Genomic DNA, 26,560 nt, shown 5'->3' on the forward strand with positions numbered 1-26,560 from the left:
GATTGGGTGCCGCCCACCCCCCACAGACGCAATTGTGGGAAACGGAGCGGAGGCTGGGCGGGCCCAGCTCAGCCCGCGCGGCGCATTAGCCTGCGCAGCGATCCATCAAAGGTGGTGGCCAGCGACACCCGTTTGCGGCCCATCTGAGCCTTGGCCGAAATCACGGAAACCAGCATCGGCGTGCCACCTTTGCGCATCTGTAAAACAGGCGACCCTGAGGCACCATATTCTACCCGACAAGAGGTCACCAGAGTTTCGCTTCTGGTCGAAAGGATCCGGCATCCTTGCTCACGGGCCGGGCGGGTTGCCTGATTTATAGTGTAGGACAGCACGTCGACACTTTCACCGGGTGTTGGAGCTGCTGCCAATAAGAACGGGCGGATCTTACTCCCCGCAATTGGACGATCCAGGCGCAAAACTGCAATATCGCTGCCCGCTTCGCTTCGACTGGACCAGCTGTGGCGATATCCGGGATGGACAACTGCTTTCACAACCCTGCGTGAGGCCTTGGCCCTGCGTCCATTGAGACCGGCCTCGAATTTGATGCTTCGCGGGTTCACTGCCTGACCGGTTTGCGGATTGTAGAGACAATGCGCGGCGGTCAGTACCAGATTGGCCGCGATCAGACTGCCGGTACACATATTGCGCCCGGCAATATTGAGCCGTCCGACAGCTTCCCATCCCTGCACGGCCCTAACTCCGGCAGACTGCGCCTCCGCAGATAGACTCAGGGTTGTACTCGAAATAATAGCAGCGGCGATCAGCCGGATAATGCGTTTCATGGTCCACTCCGATTTTTTCCCACATCGCCATCTTCGGGGTCGGCTGAGGCTGGAATGCGGCTTGGAGTTGTGGAGAGCTGTCAGAAAGGCGCGCAGAATGTGACATGTTTAACAATCAGTTAACGCGCACGGCGACTGCGGTCATGGGACTGCCATAGCACTATATTTTCCTTAACCTCTCTGAACGTTTTTAGGGAAATTTCGCTCAAACATCGGAAAAAATGTCATTTTTCCAGCAAGGATTTCAGTGCGATTTTCCCTGTGGAAACGGGGCTTGCGCTGAGATCTGGAAAGGAATCGCGGGGATTAAGGCGGAATTTGGCCCGCCAAACTGGCAATTGGGGCGAATCCTGTCGGGGCTTTGCCACCGCATAAGTCTTAAGAGATCATGCGCGGATCACAGCAGGATTTTGCCGCTGAAATACCAGCAGCCGCGCCTGTATTTGCCCTGCACGGGGACCGTACCGCTTTGCCTATGCCGCTCCACAGGCCATCTTGCGGACCCAGCCCCGCAATCAGAAGGCGATTTGCAAAAAAAAGCCCCGGTTCTGCTACCGGGGCTTTCTCTTGAAATATCAGGCGCTGTGATCAGGCTGCGGCGGCCTGCTCGCGTTTTTCATCCCGTCCGAAGAAGATCAGATAGAACACAGGCGCGGCCACCAGGGTCAGGACAGTGGCAAAAGCCAGCCCCCCCATGATGGTGATTGCCATCGACACAAAGAAGGCATCGGTCAGCAGCGGTGCCATGCCAAGGATGGTGGTGACCGCCGCCAGCATGACCGGGCGCAAACGCGACACGGACGCCTCGACAATGGCCTCACGCAGCGGTTTGCCTTCCGCCCGGACCAGATCAATTTCCTCAACCAAGACAATACCGTTCTTGATCAGCATGCCAGAGAGGCTGAGCAGACCGAGAAGCGCGGTAAAGGTAAAGGGCATACCAGTTCCAAGGAGGCCAATCACCACCCCGTTCACCGACATCGGCACCAACAGCCAGATGATGATCGGTTGGCGGATCGCATTGAACAGCAGCACCGAAATCAGCACCATAATCAGGATCGTGACCGGCAGCTGCTTGCCAAGGCTGGCATTGGCGTCGGCAGAGTTCTCATGCTCCCCGCCCCACTCCATTGTGTAGCCCGCAGGCAGCTGGATCTCCTCAATGGTGTCTTTGACCTGCGAGAAAACACTGGCTGCGGTCAGATCTGCTGGAATGTCTGCACCCACTGTCAGCGTGGGCACACGATCACGGCGATGGACAAGGGTATTTTCAACCACCACGTCAATCCCGTCGACCATCTGCTCAAGCGGCACAAATTTACCTGCCGCCTCAGAGAACACCAGCTGATCCATCAGATTATATTCACCAACCTCGGCACGGCGCAGAACGATTGGGATCAAGCGATCCCGCTCGCGGAACACACCCGCCCGCAGACCATCGGTGGAGAACTGCAGCGCATCCGCGATAGCCTCCCGCGTGACACCGGCAGTTTGCGCCCGGTCCGTGGCATAAATCGGCTTCAGCGTGATTTCCTGCTCGCGCCAGTCCTGACGCACACTCAGGATATCTGGTGTCGCCTGTTTCAGACGCTGCATTGCCTCCTCACCCAGCTGCCGCAGCACCCGGGGGTCAGGCCCGGCAAACCGCACCTCAATCGGGGCGCCACCACCGGGGCCAAAGACCAGCCGTTTGGTGCGGAATTCGCCCTCAGGGAAACGCCCCTGACCAAAGGCCTCCAGATCCGCCTGCAGCGCCGGGATCGCCTCAAGGCTGGTGGCCCGGATGATGAGGTGCCCATAGCTGGGGGTTGGATCTTCGGAATCATAGGTCAGCATGAAACGCGTGGCCCCCTGCCCGACAAATGTGCTCGTTGTTTCCACATCGTCCCGCTCTGCCAGCCACTCCTCAAACACACGCATATGCTGTGAGGTGGTGGTGATCGACGTGCCCTGCGGCAGCTTGTAGTGCACGAAGAACAACGGCGTGTTGGAGTTGGGGAAAAACTGCTGCTTCACCTGGCCAAAGCCAATAAAGCACAACACTGTGATCGCGATGAGCCCCGGCACCACAAACCAGCGCAGTGTCAGCGACAGCCGCAGAATCTTGCTGTAGGTGCGGAACAGGATCCCGGAATAGGCATCATGATCGTCACCGCTCCCCTGTTTAAAGAAGTAGTGAGCCAGAAGCGGCGTTGCCGTCAGCGCCAGAAGCCAGCTGAGCAGCAGCGAAATACCAATCACCGCAAACAGCGAGAACATGAACTCACCGGTTGAATCCGGGCTGAGGCCGATACCGGCAAAGGCCATGATGCCAATGACGGTTGCCCCCAGCAGCGGGATCTGGGTTTTTGATGCCGCCTCATGCGCGGCCTCGCGAGAATTCCGCCCCCGCGCCATGGAGATCTGCATACCTTCCGCCACAACGATGGCGTTATCCACCAGCATCCCCATCGCAATGATCAACGCGCCAAGGGAAATCCGCTCCATTTCAATGGAGAAGAAATTCATGAACATCAGCGTTCCGACAACCGTGAGCAACAGCGTGGTGCCCACAACGATGGCGGCCCGCCAGCCCATGAAGACCGCCAGCACGATCACCACGATGCCGACCGACATCGCAAGATTCACCAGGAAGTCATTGGACGCCTGATCGACGACGACATGCTGCTGGTAAATCGGTTTCAGCTCAACACCGTAAGGGATCTGACTGTCCAGCTCAGCCAGACGCGCATCCACCCGCTGGCCCACCTCAACGATATTTTCTGTCGCCAGACCTGCAACCCCAATGGTAAAGGCCTCAACACCGTCAAAGCGGATGATCTGGGACGGATCATCCACCCGGCCACGATGGACATCGGCCATGTCGATAATATTGATGACCTCGCCCTGAGACCCCACAGTAAGACCCGCAATTTCCGTCACGGAGTCGGAGCCTTCCGGAGCGCTGACGCGCGTCTGCACCGGCCCGTTGTCAACTTGGCCCGCAGAACGCACCGAATTGGCCGTGGCCAGAGCGTTCGACACTGCATTGATCGGAATGTTCTGGTTTACCGTGATCGCCATCTTCGGTTCGACAAAGATCGCCTCTTCCGGCAGGCCAGCGATTTCGACATCGGCCACGCCATCCACCGCCAGCAGTTCACGGCGCAGGAAGGTCGCCAGTTCGTGACGCTCCGCATCAGTGTACCCCTCGGCTGTCACCGCATAGAAGACGCCGAACACATCCCCGAACCCGTCATTGACGAAGGGGGTGCTCACCCCCTCGGGCAATTCGCGGGCCGCATCTTCGACCTCACTGCGCAGCTTGGTCCAGAGGGCCGGAAGCTCGCTTCCGTCAAAAGTGTCCTGCATCTCAACGTCGATGCGCGACAGCCCCGGCTGGTTCATTGAGGTGATCTGTTTCACCTCTCCCATCTTCTGGATCGCCGATTCCAGCGGTTCGGAGACTTCCAGTGCCACCTGCTCAGCGCTGGCACCGGGATATTGGGTGATGACCACCGCCTGTTTGATGGTGAAGGCCGGATCTTCGAGCCGTCCGAGGTTCAGGAACCCCCAGATCCCGCCAAACAGTGCGGCAAGCATGATGAGCCATGTATAAAGCGGCCGATTGATCGACCCGCGTGCAATGTCCATAAGATCCGCCCTCAGTTGGTGAAGCCGGTGAAGCGGCGCACGGCCTCACCATCGGCGAGCGCGCCGCCACCGGTCAGCACGATTTCTTCACCGCCCTGCAGACCGGAGGTGATCTCAATCTGGCCACCATCGGTGGCGGAGGTTTCAACCTTGGTCCAGGTCACGGTGCCCTCATCCCCACCTTTGGGTGAAAACAGCATCACGCCGGGCTCCCCATTGGCGGCGGGCACAATTGCGGTCGGTGGAACCACGATAGCTGATAACCCGGTATCCACAGTGACCCGTACGGTCGTGGACGCCCCGGGGAAGACCTGACGGTCCTTTGGCGGATCCAGGCGGAAAGTCACGCGATAGGTCTGGCCAACACTGCTGGCCTCGGCATCGAATTCCAGAATTTCCAGCGGATATGCGGTATCGCTGTTTGGAAAGGTTGCGGTGATCGTCAGGGCGTCATTGTCTTCCCCCTGCTGGAACAGCACTTCAGGCACATCGACCTCAATGTGGAGTTCCGACATGTCGTGCAAACGCACAACCGGCGCACCCGCGCTGACGGTGCTGAACAACGCTACCTCCCGGCTGGAAACCAACGCATCAAATGGGGCGTTCAGAGTTGCATGTTCCAGCGCGTAATCCGCATCCCGCAGAGCAATCCGCGCCAGACCCGCCTGGGTCTCGGCATCGTCGATGGAGACCTGGCTAACGGTACCAGTCAGTTTTTCCAGACGCGTGACCGTGCGATCTGCCTGTTCCTTTTGCAGCTGCGCTTGACCAAGTTTCAGCTCAAACGGTTCGAGGTCCAGTTCAGCAACCAGCGCCCCCTTTGGCACAAAGGCACCTTCTGTCACGGGAAACTTCACCACCTGACCGCCAACCTGGAACGCCAGATCAACCGTTTCCTTGGCGGCGACCTGACCGTAAAACTCGCGGTGGATGGGCATTGCGCCGGACTGTGTTTCCATCAGTTTGACAGGTTTCAGGACATCCGCGGCAAGTGCCGGTCCCCCTGCCAACATCAGCGCGGCGATACCGGCAATGACTCTCGAACTCAGCTGCATAAGTTACTCCTTCCGAAGCGGATTCGCGTCCGCCGCTACAACAGTGTCATGGATTTTGGCCGAAAGGGCCGCAAATTGTTGGATTTCGTCCCGGTCAAGCCCGGAAATGCGCTGAAACAGCTCAGACATCGCCGCCACCAGGCGATCCCGCTTGACCACACCATCTGGCGTTAGTGACAAAAGCCAAGCGCGCCGATCCTGAGGATCGCGGCTGCGCCAGATCAGCCCTTGTCGTTCCAGACGGTCTGCCGCCGCAGTCACCGAAGAGGGAACGGTCTGCAGCATTCGTGCCAGTTCCCCCATACGGGATGGGGTCCCAAGACGCACCAGGATGTGACATTCCATTCGGCTCAATTCGGGCATATCAACGCTGTCTTCGATGCAGGCATCAATGCGCCAATAGAGCGCAAAAACGCCCAACATCGCGCAGACCTCCGGGCGGGTCTCGCGCGAAGCCTGGTCAGTGTCATGGTCAGAAATCTTGTCGGAGTCTCGAATCATATCGCCACCGCCTTCAGGGGGCATATACTTCAAAATTCGAACTATTCAAGGAAGGAAGTTTTCTAAGCGCCTCAAACCGGCTGCGGCCCCCTCCCTGTGGCGTTGACGTAGGAGCAGCTATTGCCATGAGCCATGGCGCCAGACTTGACCTGACAGGGGGAAGATGCCCAGATATGCAGCACTTTTTGAAAACCACCCGAAGGTCCAGCGCATGTTCACACCCGCCATCACCGGCACGGGCGTCTTCACCCCGTCACAGACGATCACCAACGCCGAGCTGGTCGCGGCATTCAATGCCTACGCAGACAAGACCAATGCCGAAAATGCTGAGGCGATTGCCGCTGGCAAGATAGAGCCGCTGGCGCATTCCTCGGAAGAGTTCATTCTCAAGGCTTCCGGCATCGAGCAGCGCTATGTGATGGACAAAAGCGGCGTTCTGGATCCCGAGGTAATGCACCCGCTGTTGCGTCAACGCAGCGATGATGAGCCGTCAATCATGGCAGAGATGGCGCTGGATGCCGCCAAAAAGGCGCTGGCACAGGCAGGCAAGACCGCTGCCGATGTTGATGCGGTAATCTGCGCGGCCTCCAATATGGAACGCGCCTACCCTGCGCTGGCAATCGAAATTCAGGATCTGTTGGGCATTGAGGGCTTTGCCTTTGACATGAATGTCGCCTGTTCCTCGGCCACCTTTGGCATTCAGGCCGCCGCAGATATGGTGCGGTCGGGGTCAATCCGCGCGGCATTGGTGGTGAACCCGGAGATATGCTCCGGCCACCTGGAATGGCGCGACCGCGATTGTCACTTCATCTTTGGCGATGTGGCGACAGCGACCCTGATCGAGCGCAGCGAAGACGCAACGGGAGCTTATTTCGAGATCCTGTCGACCCGCTGTGCCACCAGTTTCTCCAACAACATCCGCAACAACAATGGCTACCTGCGCCGCTCCCGCCCGGACGGCGTCGAGGATCGCCGCGACATGCAGTTCATGCAGAACGGGCGTAAGGTGTTTAAGGAAGTGCTGCCGATGGTCAGCCAGCACATCGCCGAGCATATGGAGGCTGAAGAGATTGCAAACACCGACCTGAAGCGGCTCTGGCTGCATCAAGCGAATAAGACGATGAATGATTTCATCGGCAAGAAAGTCCTCGGCCGCACACCGGAGGCCGGTGAACAGCCCAATATCCTGCAGGATTACGCCAATACATCCTCAGCTGGGTCGATCATCGCTTTCTCGAAATACTCAGACGATCTGGTCGCGGGGGATCTTGGGCTGATCTGTTCGTTTGGGGCAGGCTATTCCGTGGGTTCCGTTATCCTGCGCCGCGTTGCCTGAACCTTCGCAGGTTCGCCCTAGTTTAGAATATGAGCCATAGAAAAGGGCCTGCCGAGTGTGGCAGGCCCTGTTTTATAACGGAGCACCTGACGATCCGGGCTATTTCTGCGACACCCGCTGATGCACGGCTTCGACATCTTCAACCCGCTCGGAATAGCGGTCGACCAGGTAATCCTTGCGACCACGGGTCAGCCAGGTGAATTTCACCAACTCTTCCATCACATCGACAACCCGGCGATAGAACGGTCCGTCAGGCAGTCGCTCGCCCTCGCCAAATTCCAGCCAGGCTCGGGGAATGGAGGACTGGTTGGGTATTGTGATCATCCGCATCCAGCGGCCCAGAATGCGCATCTGATTGACCGCATTGAAGGATTGCGACCCACCGGAGACCTGCATCACCGCCAGCGTCTTGCCCTGCGTGGTGCGGATGCCGCCCTTCAGCGACAGCGGCAGCCAGTCGATCTGTGTCTTCATAATGCCGGTCATTGCGCCATGGCGTTCGGGGCTGGACCAGACCATGCCATCGCTCCAGACCGCCAGATCACGCAGTTCGGTGACCTTGGGATGTCCCTCGGATCCTTCGTCATCCGGCAGGGGCAATCCGCTCGGATCAAAGATCCGCGTCTCACAGCCCAGCGCGCGAAGGATCCGCGCAGCCTCCTCGGCGACTTTTCGTGAATAGCTTACAGACCGCAACGACCCGTAAAGGAGCAGAATACGCAGTGGATGCTGCGGATCGTCCGCCGCTGCCAGACCAGCAACATCAATCTGTGGCAATGCAGCGTCAACGAGCGCAGGCAGATCCTCGGCCGCTCGTGCTCCAAGCGTCGCGGCCTTCCCCGTTGACATCTCAGCCACTCTCTTCTTCCAGATGCAGTTTCATATCCAGCAACACCTGCTGCAACATCACCGTTTCGCGCAGCAGTCGCTTGGCCTCGTTGATGGTGATAATTCCATCGGCCATCGCCTCCTGGTATTCACTCATCAAGGTGGCGAAACGCTGGCTCAGTGCGATCACATCGGCATTGACGCCACCGCTGCGGGCCTCTGACGCCGCGCTTGCCTCACAATACGATAGGGTGATGTTCTTTAGATCCGCCAGACCCGATGTCACATGCGGAAAGGAGGCCGCGGCCTCAAGCTTGGCCACTGCATCAACCGGCATGAAGCGATCGGCGTGTTCGGCATTATCCGAGTAATACCGGCCAAGCGTCGCCTTGGATTTCCCTGTGATCTGGCAGGCCGCCTCGATCCCCACATCCTTGACCAGCGCCTCGGTGTGTTTTTTTAGATAAGTACCTATGTCTGCCATATAAATTCTACCTGCATATGACCGCTTCCCCATTGGGGAAGAAACGCGTTAATTTCCCATTCACGACACTTAAAGGAAATGCGAACCTATTTCTATCCCTAAGGTTTTAAGGGACTTACAGCGCTGATCCAGGTCTTACGACAGGGAAATGTGTTGGGGGCGGGGGCGTGTTTCGTGGGCCTTCGCTGGTGGGCAATTTCCGTCCAGTTTGCGCCCTGCCGCGGGTGTCGTGTGGTTCGTTTCTCGGGTTGTTTCGCCTCGGACCGACATCAGCGTGCAGGGTGCTTCACGGATGGCTCACCCAAGCCCGCCCTGCCATTCCACATCTGGCCGCATCTGATGAAGAAAACCGTTTCCTCCGGGGGGCACTGCGGCTAAATCAGCCCCATGGCCAAGCTTTACTTTCATTACTCCACCATGAATGCCGGCAAATCGACGGTGCTCTTGCAAGCCTCGCATAACTACCGCGAGAACAATATGGACACCTATCTGCTGACTGCGGCGTTGGATGACCGCGCCGGTCAGGGGCGGATTGCCTCCCGCATCGGGATCGGCGCCGAGGCGGATATGTTTCGCCCCGGCGAGAACCTGTTTGACAAGGTCGCCAACCGTCTGGCCAAGGGCCCGGTCGCCAGTATCTTTGTCGATGAGGCGCAGTTTCTGTCGCCGGATCAGGTCTGGGATCTGGCACGGGTGGTGGATGATCTGCGGGTGCCGGTGCTGTGCTACGGGCTCAGGGTCGATTTTCAGGGCAAGCTGTTTCCGGGATCGGCGACACTGCTGGCGCTGGCTGATGAAATGCGCGAGGTGCGCACCATCTGTCACTGCGGCAAGAAGGCGACCATGGTGATCCGGCAGGATGATCAGGGGCGGACCATCACCGAAGGGGCCCAGGTACAGATCGGCGGCAATGAAACATATGTGTCGCTCTGCCGTCGCCACTGGCGACAGGCCACGGGTGACCTGCCTGCGGAGGCGTCTGACTGACGCACTCAGACCAAAACTAAGGCGGGGCGCATACTCTCCGCGCCCCAACCTTTGCATTTTGTCAAACCGGCGAAATCAGCGGCTTCCCAGCCAGGAAGGCCGCCACATTGTCCAGCGCCAGTTGTCCCATATCGCTGCGCACCTCTTCCGTGGCTGTGCCCAGATGCGGCAGGAGCGTGACCTGCTCCATCTGCCGCAGCGCCAATGGCACCTCTGGTTCGAACTCATAGACATCCAGCCCGGCCCCGGCGATCTGCCCCGTCTGAAGGGCCGAAATCAGCGCCGCCTCGTCCACGACCTCGCCACGGGCTATATTGATCAACAGCGCCTTGGGCCGCATCGCCGCCAGCACCCCCGCATTGATCAGATGCCGGGTCTCGGCACCGCCGGGCACTGCCAGCACCAGCACATCGACACTTGCCGCCAAGGCATTCAGGCTGTCGACCCGGACCGCCGGAAAGCCCGGTGATTTTTCACTGCGCGCCAGATAGCTGACCGACATGCCAAAACCGAAGTGACAGCGCCGCGCGATGGCCTCACCAATGCGACCGAAGCCGACGATACCCACATGTTTGCCGGTCAGATGCAGCCCCAGCATCTGGGTCGGATGCCAGCCCTGCCATTGACCGGAGCGGACCAGCCGCTCCCCCTCGCCCGCCCGACGTGCGGTCATCAGCATCAGCGTCAGCGCGGTATCGGCGGTGGCATCGGTGACCGCGCCCGGTGTATTGCTGACCGCAATGCCCGCAGTTTTCGCGGCGTCGACGTCAATGTGATTGTAGCCGACGCCAAAATTGGCCAGCAGCCTGCACCGAGGTGCGGAGATACCGGCAAAGCTCGCCGCGTCGAACTGATCGCCAAGGGTGGGCATAACGATATCAAACTCACGCAGCGCCCGCTGGCGGTCCTCGGCACTCAGTGGCGTTGTCTCCTGCCGGATCTCGACATCGAATTCCGACCGGGCCCGCGCCTCAACAGCCGCGGTCATCGGACGGGTAATCCAGAGTTTACCGCTCAATGCATCCGCCCCCCAAGTGGTACAGCCCCATCCGGGCCGATCAACATGATTTCGCCCGCCTCGTCCGGCAGCCCCAGAACCAGCACTTCTGACATGAATTTGCCGATCTGCCGGGGCGGGAAATTGACCACCGCCATCACCTGTCTGCCCAAGAGTTTTTCCGGGGTGTAATGTGCGGTGACCTGCGCCGAGGTTTTCTTGACGCCGATCTCGTCGCCGAAATCCACCCACATCTTGATCGCGGGTTTGCGGGCCTCGGGGTAGTCCTCAGCGCGCACAACCTCGCCGACGCGGATATCGACCTTCAGAAAATCGTCGAAACTGATGTTATCCACGCGACAGCTCCTTTGACCGGTTGGAGGCCGCCGCCACCGCGCGCCGCAGCAAGGGAGGGAAGCCGTTGTCCGCGTCCATCAGCACCTCCAACGCAGCCTGTGTGGTGCCATTGGGGCTGGTCACATTGACGCGCAGCTCTGCTGGGGTTTCCTCTGCTGCTTCCGCCAGCGCGCCTGCCCCCACCACCGTGGCCTTAGCCAACTGCATGGCAAGATCCGCCGGAAGTCCCTCGGCCTCCCCGGCGGCCGCAAGGGTTTCAATCAGGTGAAAGACATAGGCCGGACCGGAGCCGCTGACCCCGGTGACCGCGTCCATCTGCGCCTCAGCTTCCAGCCGGACCGTCTGACCGATGGCCTGCAGCAGCGTCTCCGCACGGGTCACATCGTCCGCAGAGGCACAGGCGTTGCCGATGATCGCCGTGATGCCACGCCCGACCGCAGCCGGTGTGTTCGGCATCGCCCGCACAATCGGCGTGTTGGCGCCAAGCAGGCTTTCGTAGGTGGCGATTGAGGTCCCGGCGGCCACGGAAATGAACAGCGTCTCGCCATTGCCGAGCTGTTGCAGCTGCGGCAATGCCTCACCCATCATCTGCGGCTTGACCGCGATCAACACGATCCCCGGTGCATCGGCACCCGCCTCAGGCAGCGGCGCGTTGATGTGAACACCTGTCTGACGCAGCCAATCGGACGGGTTGGGATCGATCACCCAGACAGCCTCCGGGGATACCCCCCGGTCAAGCCAGCCCGCCAACATGGCCGAGCCCATCTTGCCGCAGCCCAAAAGCGCGATGCCGCGCGCTGCGATCTCTGATACCTGCATCTTTCCCCTCCCCTGATCGGATCTCCGGCCCCATGCGGGACCGGTTCAGGGAAAGGTTTACGCGCGCCCGTAAGCCTCTGCAATGGCGACCTGAAGCGCGTCACGCGGCGACTGCCCGCCCCAGACCATCAGCTGGATGGCCGGATAGTAGCGTTCGCAATTGGCGACAGCGGAGTTGATCATCGTGTCGATCTGCTCCGGGCTGGCCACCTGCCCGCCGGTCAGCACCAACCCATAACGATAAAGCATCAGCTTATGATCGGGCCAGAAGGTAAAACCGCCGGCCCAGCACTGATCGTTCATCTCGTTGATCAGCTCATAGAGCCTTGGCAGCTGGTCCTTCGGCGGCTCCATCTCAAAGCTGCACACCATCCGCAGGGTTTCTTCATAGCCGGACCACGCCAGTGTCAGCGAATAAGTTCGCCACTGACCTTCCACCGCCATCGCGATCTGATCGTCGCCTATGCGGTCGAAATCCCAATCATGGTCCGAGGCCAGATGTTCGACGATGTCGATAGGGTGAATTTCGTCTTCCAGAAAATGTTCGGAAAGAGCCATGTTGCCACCTCTCTGATCTCTAGCAAAAGAGATGCGGGGCACCCCCAATTGCTAGCGGCCTGCTCAATAAGGAGAGGAGACTTTCCTCTTCTCCTACTAGATATGGTGGAGGCAGCGAGAGAGTCTGGCAACCCTTTATTTGGGGATAACTGCAATAAGTTGTGGACGAACCGCCCATACCCTCAAAATATCGTGACAGCGCCGTGAGTTTCAGATCGGACGCGGTTGCAGGCATCAAGATCGCGCACTGCGCCCCACATACCGGCAGAAGAATGGCGCACAGCCCAGACGAGGCCGTGCGCCAATGAATGTTGCAGATCGGATATTTCAGCCATTCCCTGGGTGTGTCCCCCAGGAACAGCACCGGGAGAGCGTCAGCCGGATTTGCCCGCTTCCAGCGCATCAAGCCGCGCTTTCAACGCCTCATTCTCCTCGCGGGCTTTCTGCGCCATGGCGCGCACCGCGTCGAACTCCTCGCGGGTCACGAAATCGCGATCCGCCAGCCAACGATCGATCAACCCCTTCATCGCGGTCTCCGCCTCTTCCCGCGCGCCATGGGCCACGCCCATGGCATTGGTCATCAGCTGAGAAATATCATCCATGATCTTGTTGCGCGTCTGCATTGTCTTCTCCATGTCTGCCTTGCCCCCTATATGGGCATCAACACCGGCGGCGGCAAGCCGTTGACACTGCAGCCCCTGCAAAGGCATTGACGGCATATGCATGCATTCTTCCTCCAGTTCCCCGATCTGACCCCGGAAATTTTCACAATTGAGCTGTTTGGCAGCCAATTCGCTCTACGCTGGTATGCGCTGGCCTATATCGTCGGCATTGTCATTGCCTGGCGGCTTGCGGTGGCGGCCCTGCGACGCCCCGCCCTATGGCCCGGCGCGCAGCCGCCAATGAAAGCGGCACAGGTTGAGGATTTGCTGACCTGGATCATCCTCGGTGTCATCCTGGGCGGGCGGCTGGGCTATGTGCTGTTTTATCAGCCGGGCTATTACCTTGCGAACCCCACCGAAATTCTGCGCATCTGGCAAGGTGGCATGGCGTTTCATGGCGGTCTGCTCGGCGTGATTCTGGCGACTTGGCTTTACGCGCTGCGCCACAATATCCCGCGTCTGCAGATTGCCGATCTGGTGGCCCATACGGTGCCGCCGGGGCTGCTGCTGGGGCGGCTTGCAAATTTCAACAATGCCGAACTTTGGGGCCGGGCAACTGATCTGCCTTGGGGCGTGGCCTTTCCGGGGCGCGCAGCGCAGTCCTGCGGTCAGGCGCTGGGGGAGATCTGCGCGCGCCACCCCTCGCAACTTTATGAGGCGCTGCTGGAAGGGTTGATCCTCGGCGCGGTTCTGCTGTGGCTGGTCTACCGGCGCGCCGCGCTGCGCCAGCCCGGCTGGATCACCGGTGTGTTTCTTGCAGGCTATGGTGCAGCGCGATTTGCGGTCGAATTTGTACGCCAACCGGATGCGCAATTCGTAACGGCCGAGAACCCGCTTGGCCTCGCCTGGGAGATCAGCGGATATGGGCTGACCATGGGGCAGCTGTTGTCCTTGCCGATGATTGCTATCGGTGTCTTGTTGGTACTGCGCCGCCGCTCCACCACTGAGGTCCCCGCATGAGCCTGAGCGACCACATAGCGACTCGCATCCGCGCCGAGGGACCGATTTCGGTTGCGGACTACATGGCGGAGGCGCTGCTGCACCCGACCTATGGCTACTACACAACCCGCGACCCGCTGGGCCGCGCGGGCGATTTCATCACCGCGCCGGAGATCAGCCAGATGTTCGGAGAGCTGATCGGGCTGGCACTGGCGCAATGCTGGCTGGATCAGGGCAGCCCTAACCCGTTTATTCTGGCCGAGCTTGGCCCCGGTCGCGGCACGTTGATGGCGGATCTGCTGCGCGCCACCAAACAGGTGCCGGGGTTCCACGACGCCATGCAAATCGCGCTCCTCGAGGCCTCCCCCACCCTGCGCGCCCGGCAGGCGGAGACATTGAGCGATTACGCCCCTCTTTGGCACGACACCATCACAGCGCTGCCCGAGCAGCCGCTGTTTCTGATCGCAAATGAATTCTTCGATGCGCTGCCGGTGCGTCAATTTCTGCGGGATGGCGACGGCTGGCGCGAAAAATCCGTCGGACTGCAGGACGGCATGCTGAGCTTTGGCCTTGGCGCGGTGACACCGCAACCGGCGCTGGCGCATCGTCTTGAGGACACCCGCGACGATGATCTGGTGGAACTCTGCGAAGCAGCGCAACCCATGGTGCAGACCATCGCCGCCCGGATTTCGCGCCACGGCGGCGCCGCGCTGATCGTGGACTACGGCGACTGGCGATCCCTGGGCGATACGCTGCAGGCCTTGCGCGCTCATGCACCCAGCGATCCGCTGGACGCCCCCGGCAGCGCCGATCTGACCACCCATGTTGATTTTGAGGCACTGGCACTAACCGCGAAGGCCGCCGGTTGCAGCCATAGCCGACTGACCCCTCAGGGCGTGTTTCTGGAGCGTCTGGGCATCACCGAACGCGCGCAGACGCTGGCCGCGCGGCTGGAGGGGACCGCCCTGCAATCATTGATTGCAGCACATCGACGGTTGACGCACCCTGAGGAAATGGGAAACCTGTTCAAAGTGCTGGGGATTTTCCCCATGCAGGCCTCACCTCCACCGGGATTGAACGCATGACGCTGGAAATTCTCATCTCCGACTTGTTGAATGGCACCAAACATGGGTTTTTCACCCGTCGCGGTGGCGCGTCTTCAGGAATCTTTGCGGGGCTGAACTGCGGGCTTGGTTCGTCCGATCAGCGGGAAGCCGTGCAGATCAACCGGACCCGAGCTGCCGCCGCGATGGACGCACCGCCGGAGGCGCTCGGCCGGGTAAATCAGGTGCATTCGGCCAATGTCCTGACCATCTCCGATGTGCGACAAGACAATATTCAGGGCGACATTCAGGCCGACGCGATGGTCACGAATGTGCCCGGTGTGGTGCTGTCCATCCTGACCGCTGACTGCCAGCCGGTGCTGTTCCACGACGCCGAGGCAAAGGTGGTCGGCGCCGCCCATGCGGGCTGGCGCGGCACGCTGGACGGCGTTCTGGAAGCCACCTTGGATGCCATGGAACAGCTGGGGGCGAGCCGTCAAAACACCCGCGCGGTTATCGGCCCCACAATCTCGCAGCGCGCCTATGAAGTCGGCCCGGAGTTCTTTGATGACTTCATGATGCAGGATGCGGACAACGCCCGATTTTTTGCCAATGGTGAGGGCGACCGGTATCTCTTTGACCTGCCATCGCTGGGCCTGCAAAAACTCCGCAGCGCAGGCGTGGCAGAGGCGGCCTGGACCGGTCATTGCACCTATTCCGACGCGGAACGGTTCTACTCCTACCGCCGTGCGACCCACCAGAAAGAGGCAGATTATGGTCGCCTCATTTCCTGTATCCGCCTGTAATCACCGCGGCCTTCATCATGTGACACGACATTGAATTCCGGTGCAAAACAGCGCCGGAGTATGGTGTGATAGCGCGCGCAGATCTGGCGAAGTTCCGGTGAATTCCACAGATCGGCCACATTGCTGGCGCATTGGCAGGCGACAAAGGTCGGGACTACAGCGTGCGGGCGACAGGAGGTTGCCCCGCCCCGACAGGAGACGCCTCATGAAACCGAAATCGCGCTTCATCAAATCCATTGTGGCCGCCGCCAAGACCGAAGAGGTCCGCCTGCCCTGGACCCGTGGCGCCACCCGGCAAACCGCGATTGAACGCCGTCATCAAACCCCGTCGCAGCAGGCAGCTGTCAAAAGCGCCTGAACTGCACCCCGGCTCACAACAAGCCGGGAACCATGAATACCGGCCTGACATCGTCCACCAATGTTCAGGCCAGGCGGCGACCTCTGCCCAAGCGGGACCCGCCGCGATTACCTGCCCTGCTGGGCGCATACCCCGAACCGTGCGTATTGCGGATGGGACACCCGGCAGGGATCAAACGGCTTTGGCGCGCTTTCTGCTCATCGCCGCCAAAGTCGACGTCTGTACAGTCATGAGAGAGGCAAGTTAGCCATGACCATACCTCAGTCGCTGCGACGCGCAGCTGCCAATGCGGTCGAAGCGAACGCCCTGTTGAAAGATCCAGCCGCCCAGCGCGGCGGCGCGCGGCCCCAGCTGCGCCGTTATGACGTCTGCAGCCTGTTGCCCAATGGATCCATCGCCGAAACCCGCCATGTGGCGCCTTCGCTACCGCTATTTGAGGAGGCCTTTACCGCCTTCTGCCGCGGCTCGTTGATTGAGACCTCCCAAGGCCCTATCGCCATTGAGGATCTGCTGCCGGGTGATGAGCTGATGACCTATGACGGAGAGGCCCAGCCGCTGGTGTGGAAAGGCTGTACCAGCCTGATCCCCGCCCGCAGCGGCCAGAACGGACGCAGCCATCGGCTGACCAGCTTCACTGCCGATAGCCTGGGCGAGGCGAAACCGATGTCAACGGTTGTCACGGGCCCAGCTGCGCGGCTGCTGCAACGCGCGCCCCTGCCAGGTCTTCAGCTGGAAAACGGTGCCGCACTGGTACCGGTACAGCAGTATCACGACGGTATGAGCATTGTGGAAACCGCGCCCCCGACGGCAGTAGATCTCTACCATATCTGCCTGCCCCGGCACGCGGTGATCAATGTCGGCGGTTTGCCGTTTGAAACCTATCATCCGGGGTCCGAGGCGCTGAAATTGGTGAGCCACGCAATCCGCACGCTCTACCTCAACCTGTTTTCCCATGTCGAGACGATTGCAGGCTTTGGTCCGCTGGCCTATCCGCGTGTTGCCCCCTCCGACCCGGATATGATCTGAGGTCCATTTTCGCGCGGCAAGGATGGTCAAACCTACGCAAAAGGCGCCCGCTCGCGGGGCGCCTTTTTTAGGGTCGCAGCCAAGGTTATCGGCCTTGATCAGGCCTCACGTGCGAGGCGCTGCTCCAGAACGTCAAATGGCACACCCGGCTCATCCTTGGCGCCACGGATGACCAGCGATGTCTTGACGCTGGCCACGTTCGGAGTGGTCAGCAGATCACTGGTCAGAAAGCTCTGGAAGGTGCTGAGATCGGGGGAGACGCATTTCAGGATGAAATCCACCTCACCGTTCAGCATGTGGCACTCCCGCACCAGCGGCCATTCCCGGCATTTTGCTTCAAATGCGCTCAACTCGGCCTCGGCCTGACTCTCCAGCCCCACCATGGCGAAAACCTGCACCTCGAACCCCAGTTCGCGGGCATTGACTTCAGCGTGATAGCCCCGGATCAACCCCGCCTCCTCAAGCGAGCGCACACGGCGCAGGCAGGGTGGTGCGGAAATACCGACACGCTTGGCCAGCTCAACATTGGTCATGCGACCGTCGGCCTGCAATTCCGACAAAATCTTGCGATCAATCGGATCAAGGCGTGTTGTGACCATCTGGAAGCTCCTGTTGAAATTTCCGTTTGTTATACCAGCATCCAAAGCGCACGCAATATTATTTCAGTTGCGCGCAACAATATTTGCCAATGATAAGATGAAACCTCAGCATCTTAGTAAAACCGCTAAGGTCAGGACCGCCCATCTTCGCCCAAGCCAGGGCTTTAAGACGCCGCCGGGTGCAGTTATATGCATTGCCTGACGGCGGCAAGACCGCCCTATTCATCTACTGGGGAAATGAGATGAGCGACACGCGCCACACCAAGGTTCTGATCATCGGGTCCGGCCCGGCAGGCTATACTGCCGGTGTCTATGCCAGCCGCGCCATGCTGGAACCGATCCTGGTTCAGGGTATCGAGCCGGGTGGCCAGCTGACCACCACCACCGAGGTCGAGAACTGGCCTGGTGATACCGAGGTTCAGGGCCCGGATCTGATGGTGCGGATGCAAGACCACGCCAAGGCGATGGGTTGTGAGATCATCGGGGACATCATCACCGACCTCGACACCACCTCGCGCCCGTTCGTGGCCAAGGGTGACAGCGGCACTAACTATACAGCGGATGCGGTGATCCTCGCGACCGGCGCGCGCGCAAAATGGCTGGGCCTGCCCTCTGAGGAGAAATTCAAGGGCTTCGGCGTCTCCGCCTGCGCCACCTGCGATGGGTTCTTCTATCGCGGTCAGGAAATCGTCGTGATCGGTGGTGGCAACACCGCCGTGGAAGAGGCGCTGTTCCTGACCAATTTCGCCTCCAAGGTGACGCTGATTCACCGCCGGGATGAGCTGCGCGCGGAAAAGATCCTGCAAGACCGCCTGATGAAAAACCCGAAGATCGAGCCGCTGTGGTTCCATCAGTTGGAAGAAGTGGTCGGCACCGAGAACCCGCTGGGCGTTGAAGCGGTACGGGTGAAGAACGTCAAAACCGACGAGATCACCGAGATCCCTTGCAAGGGCGTTTTTGTCGCGATTGGCCACGCCCCGGCGACCGAGCTGGTAAAGGATGTGCTGGAAACCCACAACGGTGGCTATGTGAAGGTGACCCCCGGCACCACCGAAACATCTATTCCCGGTATTTTTGCCGCTGGTGACCTGACCGACCACAAATATCGCCAGGCTGTCACTTCCGCTGGTATGGGCTGCATGGCCGCGTTGGATGCCGAACGCTTTCTGGCAGAACAGGAGTGAGCGCCGTGGCGCATGATTTCAACAGCCAGAGGGCCGAGACATTCTCGGCCTTCTCAGATCTGCAAGCCGAGGGCGATCTGCCGTTTGAGGCCGATCTGGACCTGTTCTTTGTGCCTGGCAAGGCCGACAAAGAGTGGATGCCGCTGGCCGAAGCGCTGGCCGATCTGGGGTTTCATACCCAATGGGCCGAGGCAGAGGGCGACGAACCTGCAACGCTCATTGCGACAATGCCGGATCAGATCCTGTCAGCCTCCGCGATCTGGATGGTCGAAGAGGTGGCAACCCGCGTTGCGATCGACCACGGCTTTCAGCCCGATGGCTGGGGGTTTGCAGAGGGTTAACTCCCCCGCCGCCCTAGACTTCAAATTTCTGTTCCCGAGCAGGGATTTCACAGGACCGTCCGTTCCACTTGCGTTGCAATTTGGGAACGGCGGTCTTTTTCACTAACAGCGCAGTGGTTTGGCCTTTGCTGCGACTGCAAAACATGAGATGCGTTCACGCGTGAACACACTTTGAGTCGGACAATGCCACCCGTATCAGCATCTCTCAGCCATGAGGAGGAAGACCTGCTCTTTCGCATCCTCAGCCAGCTCGACAAGGCGCCTGACGCCTCGCAGCGGGCAACGGCGGCGGCTGTGGGCATCTCTCTGGGTCGGCTCAATGCGCAGCTGCGTGCAGCTGCCGAGGCGGGGCTTGTCAAGGTCAGCGAACGCGCCGGCCCTGATAAACGCCAACGCTTTGCCTATGCCCTCACCACCCGCGGTGCCGCCGAGAAGATCCGGCTCACCGATCAATTTCTCACCCGCAAGTTCGCCGAATATGACGCGCTGCATGCGGAACTCACCGGAACCACCAGTGGCCTCGTCCCATTTAAGTACAGGACCAAGTTGATGCAAAATAACCTTGCCCCCATCCCGGAGCTTTACGTCTCCTATGACTCCGCACAAAAGCTGAAGGTCGAAGCCGCAGAGCTGAAAAGCCACGACCTGAGCCCGCGCCAGATCTGCGATTTGGAACTGCTGATGAACGGTGGTTTCAACCCGCTGAAGGGTTTTCTGAACGAAGAAGACTACAACAGCGTCGTCGATACCATGCGGCTGGCCGATGGTACCCTCTGGCCGATGCCGATCACGCTGGATGTCTCTGAGGACTTCGCCGCCTCGCTGGAGATTGGCGAGGATATCGCATTGCGCGATCAGGAAGGTGTGATCCTCGGCACCATGACTGTAACCGACCGCTGGGAGCCGAATAAATCGCACGAAGCCGAGAAGGTTTTTGGCGCCGATGACGACGCCCATCCGGCGGTAAACTATCTGCACAACACCGCAGGTAAGATCTATCTCGGTGGTCCCGTGACCGGCATCCAGCAGCCTGTTCACTATGATTTCCGTGGCCGTCGTGACACCCCGAACGAGCTGCGCGCCTATTTCCGCAAGCTGGGCTGGCGCCGTATCGTGGCCTTCCAGACCCGCAACCCGCTGCACCGTGCGCATCAGGAACTGACCTTCCGCGCCGCGCGTGAGGCTCAGGCCAACCTGCTGATCCACCCGGTCGTTGGCATGACCAAACCCGGCGATGTTGATCACTTCACCCGCGTGCGCTGCTATGAGGCGGTGCTGGACAAATACCCGGCGGCCACCACCTCCATGTCGCTGCTCAATCTGGCAATGCGCATGGCGGGCCCGCGCGAGGCGGTCTGGCACGGGTTGATCCGCAAAAACCACGGCTGCACCCATTTCATCGTTGGTCGTGATCACGCAGGCCCCGGCAAGAACTCCGCCGGTGAGGATTTCTACGGCGCCTATGACGCGCAGGACCTGTTCCGTGAGCATCAGGAAGAAATCGGCATCGAAATGGTCGACTTCAAGCATATGGTCTATGTGCAGGAGCGCGCCCAGTATGAGCCGAATGACGAGATCGAAGATCGCGACAACGTCACCATCCTAAATATCTCTGGCACAGAACTGCGCCGCCGTCTGGCCGAAGGATTGGAAATCCCTGAGTGGTTCTCCTTCCCTGAGGTGGTGAATGAGCTGCGCAAGACCAAGCCGCCACGCTCCAAGCAGGGTTTCACCGTGTTCTTCACCGGCTTCTCCGGCTCCGGCAAGTCCACCATTGCCAACGCGCTGATGGTCAAGCTGATGGAAATGGGCGGCCGCCCCGTCACCCTTCTGGATGGCGATATCGTGCGGAAAAACCTGTCTTCCGAGCTTGGTTTCTCCAAAGAGCACCGCGACCTCAACATCCGCCGTATCGGCTATGTGGCGTCCGAGATCACCAAGAACGGCGGCATCGCCATCTGCGCGCCGATCGCGCCCTATGCCACCACCCGCCGCGCCGTGCGCGAGGATGTGGAACAGTTTGGCGCCTTTCTTGAGGTGCATGTTGCCACCTCGATCGAGGAATGTGAGCGCCGCGACCGCAAAGGTCTCTACAAGCTGGCACGCGAAGGTAAGATCAAGGAATTCACCGGGATCTCCGACCCCTATGATGTGCCGACAGATCCCGAGCTGCGCGTCGAGACCGAGAATGTCGACGTGGACAACTGCGCCCATCAGGTGCTGCTGAAGCTGGAAAACATGGGGCTGATTGCAGGCTGATCGCCCGCCCCGAGCAAAACACGACCAAGGCCGCCTTTCCGGGCGGCCTTTCTCTTTTGCGCTAAAGCTGTCTCAGAGGTTCGTTACCAGCGCCTCCGCCGCGCGCCGCTCGATCTCTCCATAGCGTGCAGCCTCAGACTTGATCGCCCGAAGCGCTGGCAGCCGCGCGGCATAGTCCCCTTCTGAAATCATTGAGATGGCAGCGCGCAGCTCCTCCGCCGAGGCGCAGACCATCATGCCGGTCGGATCAAGGAAATCGCTGATATTCGGGCACCCCCAATAGATCGGCACCGTTTCGCACAGGATCGCATCAATGAGTTTTTCGGAGAAGTAATTCCGCTCACGCACATTCTCGATCACCACGCTGTACCGATAAGGCGCCAGCCCGTCGGACTTTGCCTCAAAGGGCTGGTATCCGCGCCCCAGAATGGCGGCTTCAGGCTTTGTGCTTTGCAGATGCGCGACTATCTCATGGCGGAGCTTATGACCGGGATGATCGCGTTTGGCAGAGGCGATAACCGAAAGATCCGCGCATTTCTCCACGGTCAGATCCCGCCACTCCGGCACCCAGGTGGTCCCAAACGGCAGGAACACCCCATTGCCGATCCGGCCCAGCAGATCATCGTCATAGCTGAACACCCGGAAAAACCGGCGGCACGTCCAGGGCAACAGTCGATGATGCAGCGCCGACATGATCTTTGGCTCCATAACCATCATCGAAATCTGCGCAGCACAGGGCCAGCGCGGCTGGAAATACATGGCCGTTTTGGCCCAGACGATCAGGTGGTCCCGCGCTGTCAAGTCTGCGACCTGCCCGCCGCCCAGCGCCTCAGGGCAGCCGAGCGGCCAATGCAAAGTGGAGAGGTCACGGCTGGCAAAGTTGCGGCTCAGTCTGGCCCCGTAAGGCACAACCGCAATCGCAGGTTCCCGCATCAGGTTCCGGCCTCTCTGTCAGCTGGCGTCAGGCAAATCGACAGTGCCACACATCAGCACATAGCCCCGCCCCGCAACCCGGATACCGCTGGGTGCCTCTGCCGGACCCACCCGGGTTACAACGGCCTGCCCCGGCCGCCCCAGCCCATGCCCCTGCTCCGCGATGAAGTGATCGGGCTCCATCAGCCCGTGACGCCACAGGTAGGCTGCCATCGCCCCGGTTGCCGAGCCGGTGAACGGATCCTCTGGCGGACTGGGCGGCGCCATCAGCAGCCGTGAAAACGTATCTCCCTCCGCCGTGGCGCCCTCAAGGGTCACCAGAAATGGCTCCATCATGTCGACGCCCTCGGCGCCCATCGTCTCCCCCAATCGGGTGAGCGCCGGGATGTTCAGCTGCGCCGCCTCCAGAGAGGCCCGGTCGCGCAGCACTGTTATGCAGAAGGGCAATCCGGTGGATACTCGTTGTGGTTGCCCGACAATTGCATCCACCGGCAAAGAAACCGCCGCCGCCACCAGCTCCGGATCGGCAAAGCCGCCGAACTCAGGCGCGACCTGCGTCATTTCTATGAGATCATCGACAATGGTGACCCGAACCAGCCCGGCACCTGTTTCCAATGTGATCGCATCCCCGGTCATCAGCCCGCGGTCTCGCAGCGCTGCAACAGTCGCGATGGTCGGATGGCCCGCAAAGGGGATCTCCCGGCTGGCCAGAAAATAGCGCACCCGCACATCGGCCACCTCAGATGGTCCGGTGAACGTGCATTCCACCAGAGAGGTTTCCCGCACATACGCCATGCAGGTCTCATCGCTCAGCTCCGCACCACCGTGCACGACCGCACAGCCATTGCCGCCAAAGGCCCGCGCCGAAAACGCATCAACCCAATCGAAATCGTAGCGCATCGATCCCTCCCGCAATCAATCCCGTCACCTCCAAGCAAGACCACGCCAATGGCCGTATCGCAAGGGGCATTTGCCTGGAGCTTCCGATATAGCGCCGCTGATGAGAACGTCTTGATTTCTGGCACTATCATCAGACCCGAGTGCCTTTACAGGCATGAAAAAGGGCGCCACGAGGGCGCCCGACCGATGAGCTGCGACAAGATTGGCAACAGCGATACCGCTCTCGCCCCCTGCCCCTCAGCGATGATGTCAGTGCACAGGCACCGGTGCATAATCGTGTTGCCGCGCCAGCACAAAGGCCATTTTGCGGTCACTGACCAGCGCCAACTGCTCCCCCGCCGCATCATGCACTGCATAAAGCTGTGTGCGCCCGTTGGCACCGGCCTGAACCTCAGCAGGGAGATCGGCCACATCGACGGCCTTTACATAGACAATGCGGCTGTCTGCATCGTTGAACTGGTAGGCTGTGTGCATCTGTCTTACCCCTTCTTGATGTTGATTGTCTGAACCACAGTCTCCGGTCGCGCCCGGGTCAGATCGACGTGCAGCAGTCCGTTTTCCATGACCGCCTCGCCAACTTCGACACCATCCGCCAATACAAACATGCGCTGAAATTGGCGCGCGGCAATACCCCGGTGCAAAAACACACGACCATCGCTGTCATCACTCTGCCGACCCCGGATGACCAATTGCCGGTCCTCCACGGTGATCGCCAGATCGGCCTCGCCGAAACCGGCCACGGCCAGCGTGATGCGATAGGAATGATCCGAGGTTTGTTCAATATTGTAAGGGGGGTAGCCTTCATTCCCGGATTTGGCCGAGCGTTCCAGAAGGCGTTCCAATTGCTCAAATCCCAACATATGCGGATACGAGCCGAGTGTGAGTTTAGACACAGGTTTCGTCCTTGATTCTAAAGCGACGTATGGTGGCGGCCCCATTATGGCGACCGCTTTCCTAAGAATATGGGTGTTTTATGCGTTTTCACAAGCCCAAGGCACAGCAGCGCTGGCGCAAAAGCCCCTAAAAGCGTAATATTCGCTAAGTCTTAACCCGCCAGAAGCCGAGTCGCCAATGAACGCACCAACCGATATCTCCATGAAAACCGACGATGTTTTACAGGTGGAGCTGGAGGTGTTTCGCAGGCAACACCGCGATCTGGATGAGGCAATCACCGCCCTGCAGGACCGTGGCACCAGCGATCAGCTGACCATTCAGCGACTGAAGAAGCAGAAGCTGATCCTGAAGGACAAGATCGCGCTGATCGAAGACCGGCTAACACCGGATATCATCGCCTGATCCCGACCTCCAAACACTGCGCCCCACAGGGTTCATTGCCGCATTGCGTGATGCACAGGGTTCTCTATAGTGCGCGCTTCCTCCAACCCAGCGGGTTCGCAGGCCCGCGGCATGACAGGATCTGAGCCTATGCCAGAGCACACCGCCGACATTAAAGTGGGCATCATCATGGGCAGCCAGTCGGATTGGCCCACTATGAAAGAGGCCGCCACCCTCCTGGATGACCTGGGCGTTCCCTATGAGGCAAAGATCGTCTCAGCCCACCGGACCCCCGACCGGCTGTGGAGCTACGGCAAATCCGCTGCCGACCGCGGCTTGCAGGTGATTATCGCTGGCGCCGGTGGTGCCGCCCACCTGCCCGGCATGGTCGCCTCAAAAACCCGCGTGCCTGTGGTTGGTGTGCCGGTCCAGACCCGCGCCCTCTCCGGTGTCGATTCGCTCTATTCCATCGTGCAGATGCCCAAGGGGTTTCCCGTGGCCACCATGGCCATCGGTGCCGCCGGGGCGGCCAATGCAGGCCTGATGGCTGCTGGTATTCTGGCACTGCAGGACGCAGATCTCGCCCAACGCCTCGACGACTGGCGCGCTGCCCTCTCTGCCTCCATCCCAGAGGAACCTGTCGATGACTGACCTGTCTGAAAACGCTCTGAAACCCGGTGCTATTATCGGCATACTCGGTGGGGGTCAGTTGGGGCGGATGCTCTCGGTCGCGGCCTCGCGCCTCGGGTTCAGAACACATATCTTTGAGCCAAGCGCCAAGCCGCCCGCAGCCCATGTTGCCGACCAGGTCACAACTGCCAGCTACGAAGACGCCGAAGCACTGGCCGCCTTCGCCACCTCAGTCGATGTGATCACCTATGAGTTTGAAAACATCCCGACCTCGGCCCTTGATCTGCTGGAAACACTGAAGCCGATCCGCCCTGGCCGCGAGGCACTGCGCATCAGTCAGGATCGCCTGACCGAGAAGGCCTTTCTGCAGGGTCTGGGCCTGCAAACTGCCGCTTTTGCCGATATCTCAGATCAGGCCAGTCTCGACGCGGCGCTGACTCAGATCGGCGCCCCGTCGATCCTGAAGACCCGCCGTTTTGGTTATGACGGCAAGGGGCAAGCCCGCATCAAAACGCCTGAAGACGCGGCCGAGGCGCTGGCTGCCATGGCAGGCGCGCCCTCGATCCTTGAAGGGTTCGTGAATTTCAGCCATGAGGTTTCAGTCATTGCAGCCCGGGGCGTCAGCGGTGAAATCGCCTGTTTTGATCCCGGTGAGAACATCCACCGCGACGGTATCCTGCATACCACAACCGTTCCTGCCCGCCTCAGTGCAGGGCAGCGCATGGATGCGGTGCTGATGGCAGGCAAAATCCTGAATGCACTCGAATATGTCGGTGTTCTTGGGGTCGAGTTGTTCGTCACACCTCAGGGGTTGATCGTGAACGAGATCGCCCCGCGCGTCCATAACTCCGGCCATTGGACCCAGAACGGCTGCGCCATTGATCAGTTCGAGCAGCATATCCGTGCGGTTGCGGGCTGGAGTCTTGGCGACGGGCAGCGGCATAGCGACGTTGTGATGGAAAATCTGATCGGCGCCGATATGGACCGGGTGCCCGAACTGGCAAAAGAGGCCGACTGCGCTCTCCACCTCTACGGCAAGACCGAGGCAACGCCGGGCCGCAAAATGGGCCACGTGAACCGGGTGCAAAAACCGCAGACCTGAGATGCGGGGCTGAAATCTTAGGACGCTTCCCCAAACCCCGGGATATTTTCAGCCAGAAGATGCCCCGGTAGCGGCGACCGGGGCAGTAAAAGCGGCCCCGCCGGTTTTACGCGCTGCGCAGAGGGCCATCCGGCTTGATGGGCAGCGCCGCGCCCTTGCCTGCTGT

At 60.1% G+C, this 26,560-nt stretch carries 29 protein-coding genes; 13 read left to right on the forward strand and 16 right to left on the reverse strand.

Going from position 1 to position 26,560, the window contains the following annotated elements; all coding sequences use genetic code 11:
* Nucleotides 1-68: 68 nt before the first annotated feature.
* From phaeop14_RS11130 to phaeop14_RS11145, 4 genes are all read right to left on the reverse strand, one after another.
* The gene (locus phaeop14_RS11130; protein ID WP_096789565.1) at nucleotides 69-782 is read right to left on the reverse strand and encodes a trypsin-like serine peptidase; all 714 of its coding nucleotides are present in this window, start codon (nucleotides 780-782) and stop codon (nucleotides 69-71) included.
* A gap of 588 nt (nucleotides 783-1,370) precedes the next feature.
* Nucleotides 1,371-4,415, reverse strand: a complete 3,045-nt coding sequence (locus phaeop14_RS11135; RefSeq protein ID WP_096789566.1) for an efflux RND transporter permease subunit — start codon at nucleotides 4,413-4,415, stop codon at nucleotides 1,371-1,373.
* An 11-nt stretch (nucleotides 4,416-4,426) separates the two neighbouring features.
* A complete protein-coding gene (locus phaeop14_RS11140) occupies nucleotides 4,427-5,470 on the reverse strand; it encodes an efflux RND transporter periplasmic adaptor subunit (protein WP_040173957.1) in 1,044 nt (347 codons plus the stop codon).
* A 3-nt stretch (nucleotides 5,471-5,473) separates the two neighbouring features.
* The gene (locus phaeop14_RS11145; protein ID WP_040174104.1) at nucleotides 5,474-5,971 is read right to left on the reverse strand and encodes a MarR family winged helix-turn-helix transcriptional regulator; all 498 of its coding nucleotides are present in this window, start codon (nucleotides 5,969-5,971) and stop codon (nucleotides 5,474-5,476) included.
* A gap of 211 nt (nucleotides 5,972-6,182) precedes the next feature.
* On the opposite strand from phaeop14_RS11145, the gene phaeop14_RS11150 reads away from it, so the two are divergent.
* Nucleotides 6,183-7,307 carry a beta-ketoacyl-ACP synthase III gene (locus phaeop14_RS11150; RefSeq protein ID WP_096789567.1) on the forward strand — a complete coding sequence of 375 codons (1,125 nt, stop codon included), beginning with the start codon at nucleotides 6,183-6,185 and terminating at the stop codon, nucleotides 7,305-7,307.
* Nucleotides 7,308-7,406: 99 nt separating this feature from the next.
* On the opposite strand, the gene arsH is transcribed toward phaeop14_RS11150, so the two are convergent.
* Nucleotides 7,407-8,156 carry an arsenical resistance protein ArsH gene (gene arsH, locus phaeop14_RS11155; RefSeq protein WP_096789568.1) on the reverse strand — a complete coding sequence of 250 codons (750 nt, stop codon included), beginning with the start codon at nucleotides 8,154-8,156 and terminating at the stop codon, nucleotides 7,407-7,409.
* 1 nt (nucleotide 8,157) lies between these two features.
* Nucleotides 8,158-8,619: a hypothetical protein gene (locus phaeop14_RS11160; protein ID WP_040173954.1), complete on the reverse strand. Its 462-nt coding sequence runs from the start codon at nucleotides 8,617-8,619 to the stop codon at nucleotides 8,158-8,160.
* Between the two features lie 387 nt (nucleotides 8,620-9,006).
* Between phaeop14_RS11160 and phaeop14_RS11165 the strand changes: the two genes are divergently transcribed.
* Nucleotides 9,007-9,606 carry a thymidine kinase gene (locus tag phaeop14_RS11165; protein WP_040173952.1) on the forward strand — a complete coding sequence of 200 codons (600 nt, stop codon included), beginning with the start codon at nucleotides 9,007-9,009 and terminating at the stop codon, nucleotides 9,604-9,606.
* 61 nt (nucleotides 9,607-9,667) lie between these two features.
* Here the strand turns inward: phaeop14_RS11165 and phaeop14_RS11170 are convergent, their stop codons facing one another.
* The 5 genes from phaeop14_RS11170 to phaeop14_RS11190 form a co-directional block, all read right to left on the reverse strand.
* Nucleotides 9,668-10,594 (reverse strand): 2-hydroxyacid dehydrogenase, encoded by a 927-nt coding sequence (locus tag phaeop14_RS11170; RefSeq protein ID WP_193438270.1) that lies wholly within the window; start codon nucleotides 10,592-10,594, stop codon nucleotides 9,668-9,670.
* A 26-nt stretch (nucleotides 10,595-10,620) separates the two neighbouring features.
* A complete protein-coding gene (locus phaeop14_RS11175; protein WP_040173948.1) occupies nucleotides 10,621-10,959 on the reverse strand; it encodes a tRNA-binding protein in 339 nt (112 codons plus the stop codon).
* The gene (gene proC / locus phaeop14_RS11180) at nucleotides 10,952-11,779 is read right to left on the reverse strand and encodes a pyrroline-5-carboxylate reductase (RefSeq protein ID WP_096789570.1); all 828 of its coding nucleotides are present in this window, start codon (nucleotides 11,777-11,779) and stop codon (nucleotides 10,952-10,954) included. The genes phaeop14_RS11175 and proC overlap by 8 nt, the downstream gene beginning before the upstream one ends.
* Before the next feature lie 57 nt (nucleotides 11,780-11,836).
* Nucleotides 11,837-12,337, reverse strand: coding sequence for a type III secretion system chaperone family protein (locus tag phaeop14_RS11185; protein ID WP_014880732.1), 501 nt, complete (start codon nucleotides 12,335-12,337; stop codon nucleotides 11,837-11,839).
* 374 nt (nucleotides 12,338-12,711) lie between these two features.
* Entirely contained in the window at nucleotides 12,712-12,960 is a 249-nt protein-coding gene (locus tag phaeop14_RS11190) for an accessory factor UbiK family protein (RefSeq protein ID WP_040180341.1), read from the reverse strand.
* A gap of 96 nt (nucleotides 12,961-13,056) precedes the next feature.
* On the opposite strand from phaeop14_RS11190, the gene lgt reads away from it, so the two are divergent.
* From lgt to phaeop14_RS11210, 5 genes are all read left to right on the forward strand, one after another.
* Nucleotides 13,057-13,959 (forward strand): prolipoprotein diacylglyceryl transferase, encoded by a 903-nt coding sequence (gene lgt, locus phaeop14_RS11195; protein WP_096789571.1) that lies wholly within the window; start codon nucleotides 13,057-13,059, stop codon nucleotides 13,957-13,959.
* Nucleotides 13,956-15,023 (forward strand): class I SAM-dependent methyltransferase, encoded by a 1,068-nt coding sequence (locus phaeop14_RS11200; RefSeq protein WP_096789572.1) that lies wholly within the window; start codon nucleotides 13,956-13,958, stop codon nucleotides 15,021-15,023. Before lgt ends, phaeop14_RS11200 begins: the two co-directional genes overlap by 4 nt.
* Nucleotides 15,020-15,787, forward strand: coding sequence for a peptidoglycan editing factor PgeF (gene pgeF / locus phaeop14_RS11205; protein ID WP_040180232.1), 768 nt, complete (start codon nucleotides 15,020-15,022; stop codon nucleotides 15,785-15,787). Before phaeop14_RS11200 ends, pgeF begins: the two co-directional genes overlap by 4 nt.
* Nucleotides 15,788-15,992: 205 nt before the next feature.
* Nucleotides 15,993-16,145: a hypothetical protein gene (locus phaeop14_RS19750; RefSeq protein ID WP_165587462.1), complete on the forward strand. Its 153-nt coding sequence runs from the start codon at nucleotides 15,993-15,995 to the stop codon at nucleotides 16,143-16,145.
* Nucleotides 16,146-16,394: 249 nt separating this feature from the next.
* A complete protein-coding gene (locus phaeop14_RS11210) occupies nucleotides 16,395-17,171 on the forward strand; it encodes a Hint domain-containing protein (RefSeq protein WP_096789573.1) in 777 nt (258 codons plus the stop codon).
* 98 nt (nucleotides 17,172-17,269) lie between these two features.
* Here phaeop14_RS11210 and phaeop14_RS11215 read toward each other — a convergent pair whose 3' ends face one another.
* On the reverse strand, nucleotides 17,270-17,770 hold the full coding sequence (locus phaeop14_RS11215; protein ID WP_024096392.1) for an Lrp/AsnC family transcriptional regulator: 501 nt from the start codon (nucleotides 17,768-17,770) through the stop codon (nucleotides 17,270-17,272).
* Nucleotides 17,771-18,012: 242 nt separating this feature from the next.
* Between phaeop14_RS11215 and trxB the strand changes: the two genes are divergently transcribed.
* The 3 genes from trxB to phaeop14_RS11230 all read left to right on the forward strand — a co-directional run bounded on the left by trxB (nucleotide 18,013) and on the right by phaeop14_RS11230 (nucleotide 21,554).
* Entirely contained in the window at nucleotides 18,013-18,954 is a 942-nt protein-coding gene (gene trxB, locus phaeop14_RS11220) for a thioredoxin-disulfide reductase (RefSeq protein ID WP_040180234.1), read from the forward strand.
* Between the two features lie 5 nt (nucleotides 18,955-18,959).
* Complete coding sequence (locus tag phaeop14_RS11225; RefSeq protein WP_040180342.1) at nucleotides 18,960-19,295, forward strand: ribonuclease E inhibitor RraB; 336 nt, start codon at nucleotides 18,960-18,962, stop codon at nucleotides 19,293-19,295.
* A gap of 183 nt (nucleotides 19,296-19,478) precedes the next feature.
* Nucleotides 19,479-21,554 (forward strand): bifunctional sulfate adenylyltransferase/adenylylsulfate kinase, encoded by a 2,076-nt coding sequence (locus tag phaeop14_RS11230; RefSeq protein ID WP_040173937.1) that lies wholly within the window; start codon nucleotides 19,479-19,481, stop codon nucleotides 21,552-21,554.
* Nucleotides 21,555-21,626: 72 nt separating this feature from the next.
* On the opposite strand, the gene phaeop14_RS11235 is transcribed toward phaeop14_RS11230, so the two are convergent.
* The 4 genes from phaeop14_RS11235 to phaeop14_RS11250 form a co-directional block, all read right to left on the reverse strand.
* Nucleotides 21,627-22,487: a hypothetical protein gene (locus phaeop14_RS11235; protein WP_096789574.1), complete on the reverse strand. Its 861-nt coding sequence runs from the start codon at nucleotides 22,485-22,487 to the stop codon at nucleotides 21,627-21,629.
* Nucleotides 22,488-22,505: 18 nt separating this feature from the next.
* Nucleotides 22,506-23,387 carry a PhzF family phenazine biosynthesis protein gene (locus phaeop14_RS11240; RefSeq protein ID WP_096789575.1) on the reverse strand — a complete coding sequence of 294 codons (882 nt, stop codon included), beginning with the start codon at nucleotides 23,385-23,387 and terminating at the stop codon, nucleotides 22,506-22,508.
* Between the two features lie 249 nt (nucleotides 23,388-23,636).
* Nucleotides 23,637-23,861, reverse strand: a complete 225-nt coding sequence (locus phaeop14_RS11245; RefSeq protein ID WP_040173931.1) for a DUF1150 family protein — start codon at nucleotides 23,859-23,861, stop codon at nucleotides 23,637-23,639.
* Between the two features lie 5 nt (nucleotides 23,862-23,866).
* Nucleotides 23,867-24,280 (reverse strand): Hsp20 family protein, encoded by a 414-nt coding sequence (locus tag phaeop14_RS11250; protein WP_024096385.1) that lies wholly within the window; start codon nucleotides 24,278-24,280, stop codon nucleotides 23,867-23,869.
* A 178-nt stretch (nucleotides 24,281-24,458) separates the two neighbouring features.
* Between phaeop14_RS11250 and phaeop14_RS11255 the strand changes: the two genes are divergently transcribed.
* From phaeop14_RS11255 to phaeop14_RS11265, 3 genes are all read left to right on the forward strand, one after another.
* Nucleotides 24,459-24,683: a YdcH family protein gene (locus phaeop14_RS11255; RefSeq protein WP_014875389.1), complete on the forward strand. Its 225-nt coding sequence runs from the start codon at nucleotides 24,459-24,461 to the stop codon at nucleotides 24,681-24,683.
* A 129-nt stretch (nucleotides 24,684-24,812) separates the two neighbouring features.
* Nucleotides 24,813-25,313 (forward strand): 5-(carboxyamino)imidazole ribonucleotide mutase, encoded by a 501-nt coding sequence (purE, locus tag phaeop14_RS11260; protein ID WP_040180236.1) that lies wholly within the window; start codon nucleotides 24,813-24,815, stop codon nucleotides 25,311-25,313.
* Nucleotides 25,306-26,394, forward strand: a complete 1,089-nt coding sequence (locus tag phaeop14_RS11265; RefSeq protein WP_096789576.1) for a 5-(carboxyamino)imidazole ribonucleotide synthase — start codon at nucleotides 25,306-25,308, stop codon at nucleotides 26,392-26,394. Before purE ends, phaeop14_RS11265 begins: the two co-directional genes overlap by 8 nt.
* Nucleotides 26,395-26,560 lie beyond the last annotated feature (166 nt).

The organism is Phaeobacter piscinae, assembly GCF_002407245.1.
Taxonomy (GTDB): Bacteria; Pseudomonadota; Alphaproteobacteria; order Rhodobacterales; family Rhodobacteraceae; genus Phaeobacter; species Phaeobacter piscinae.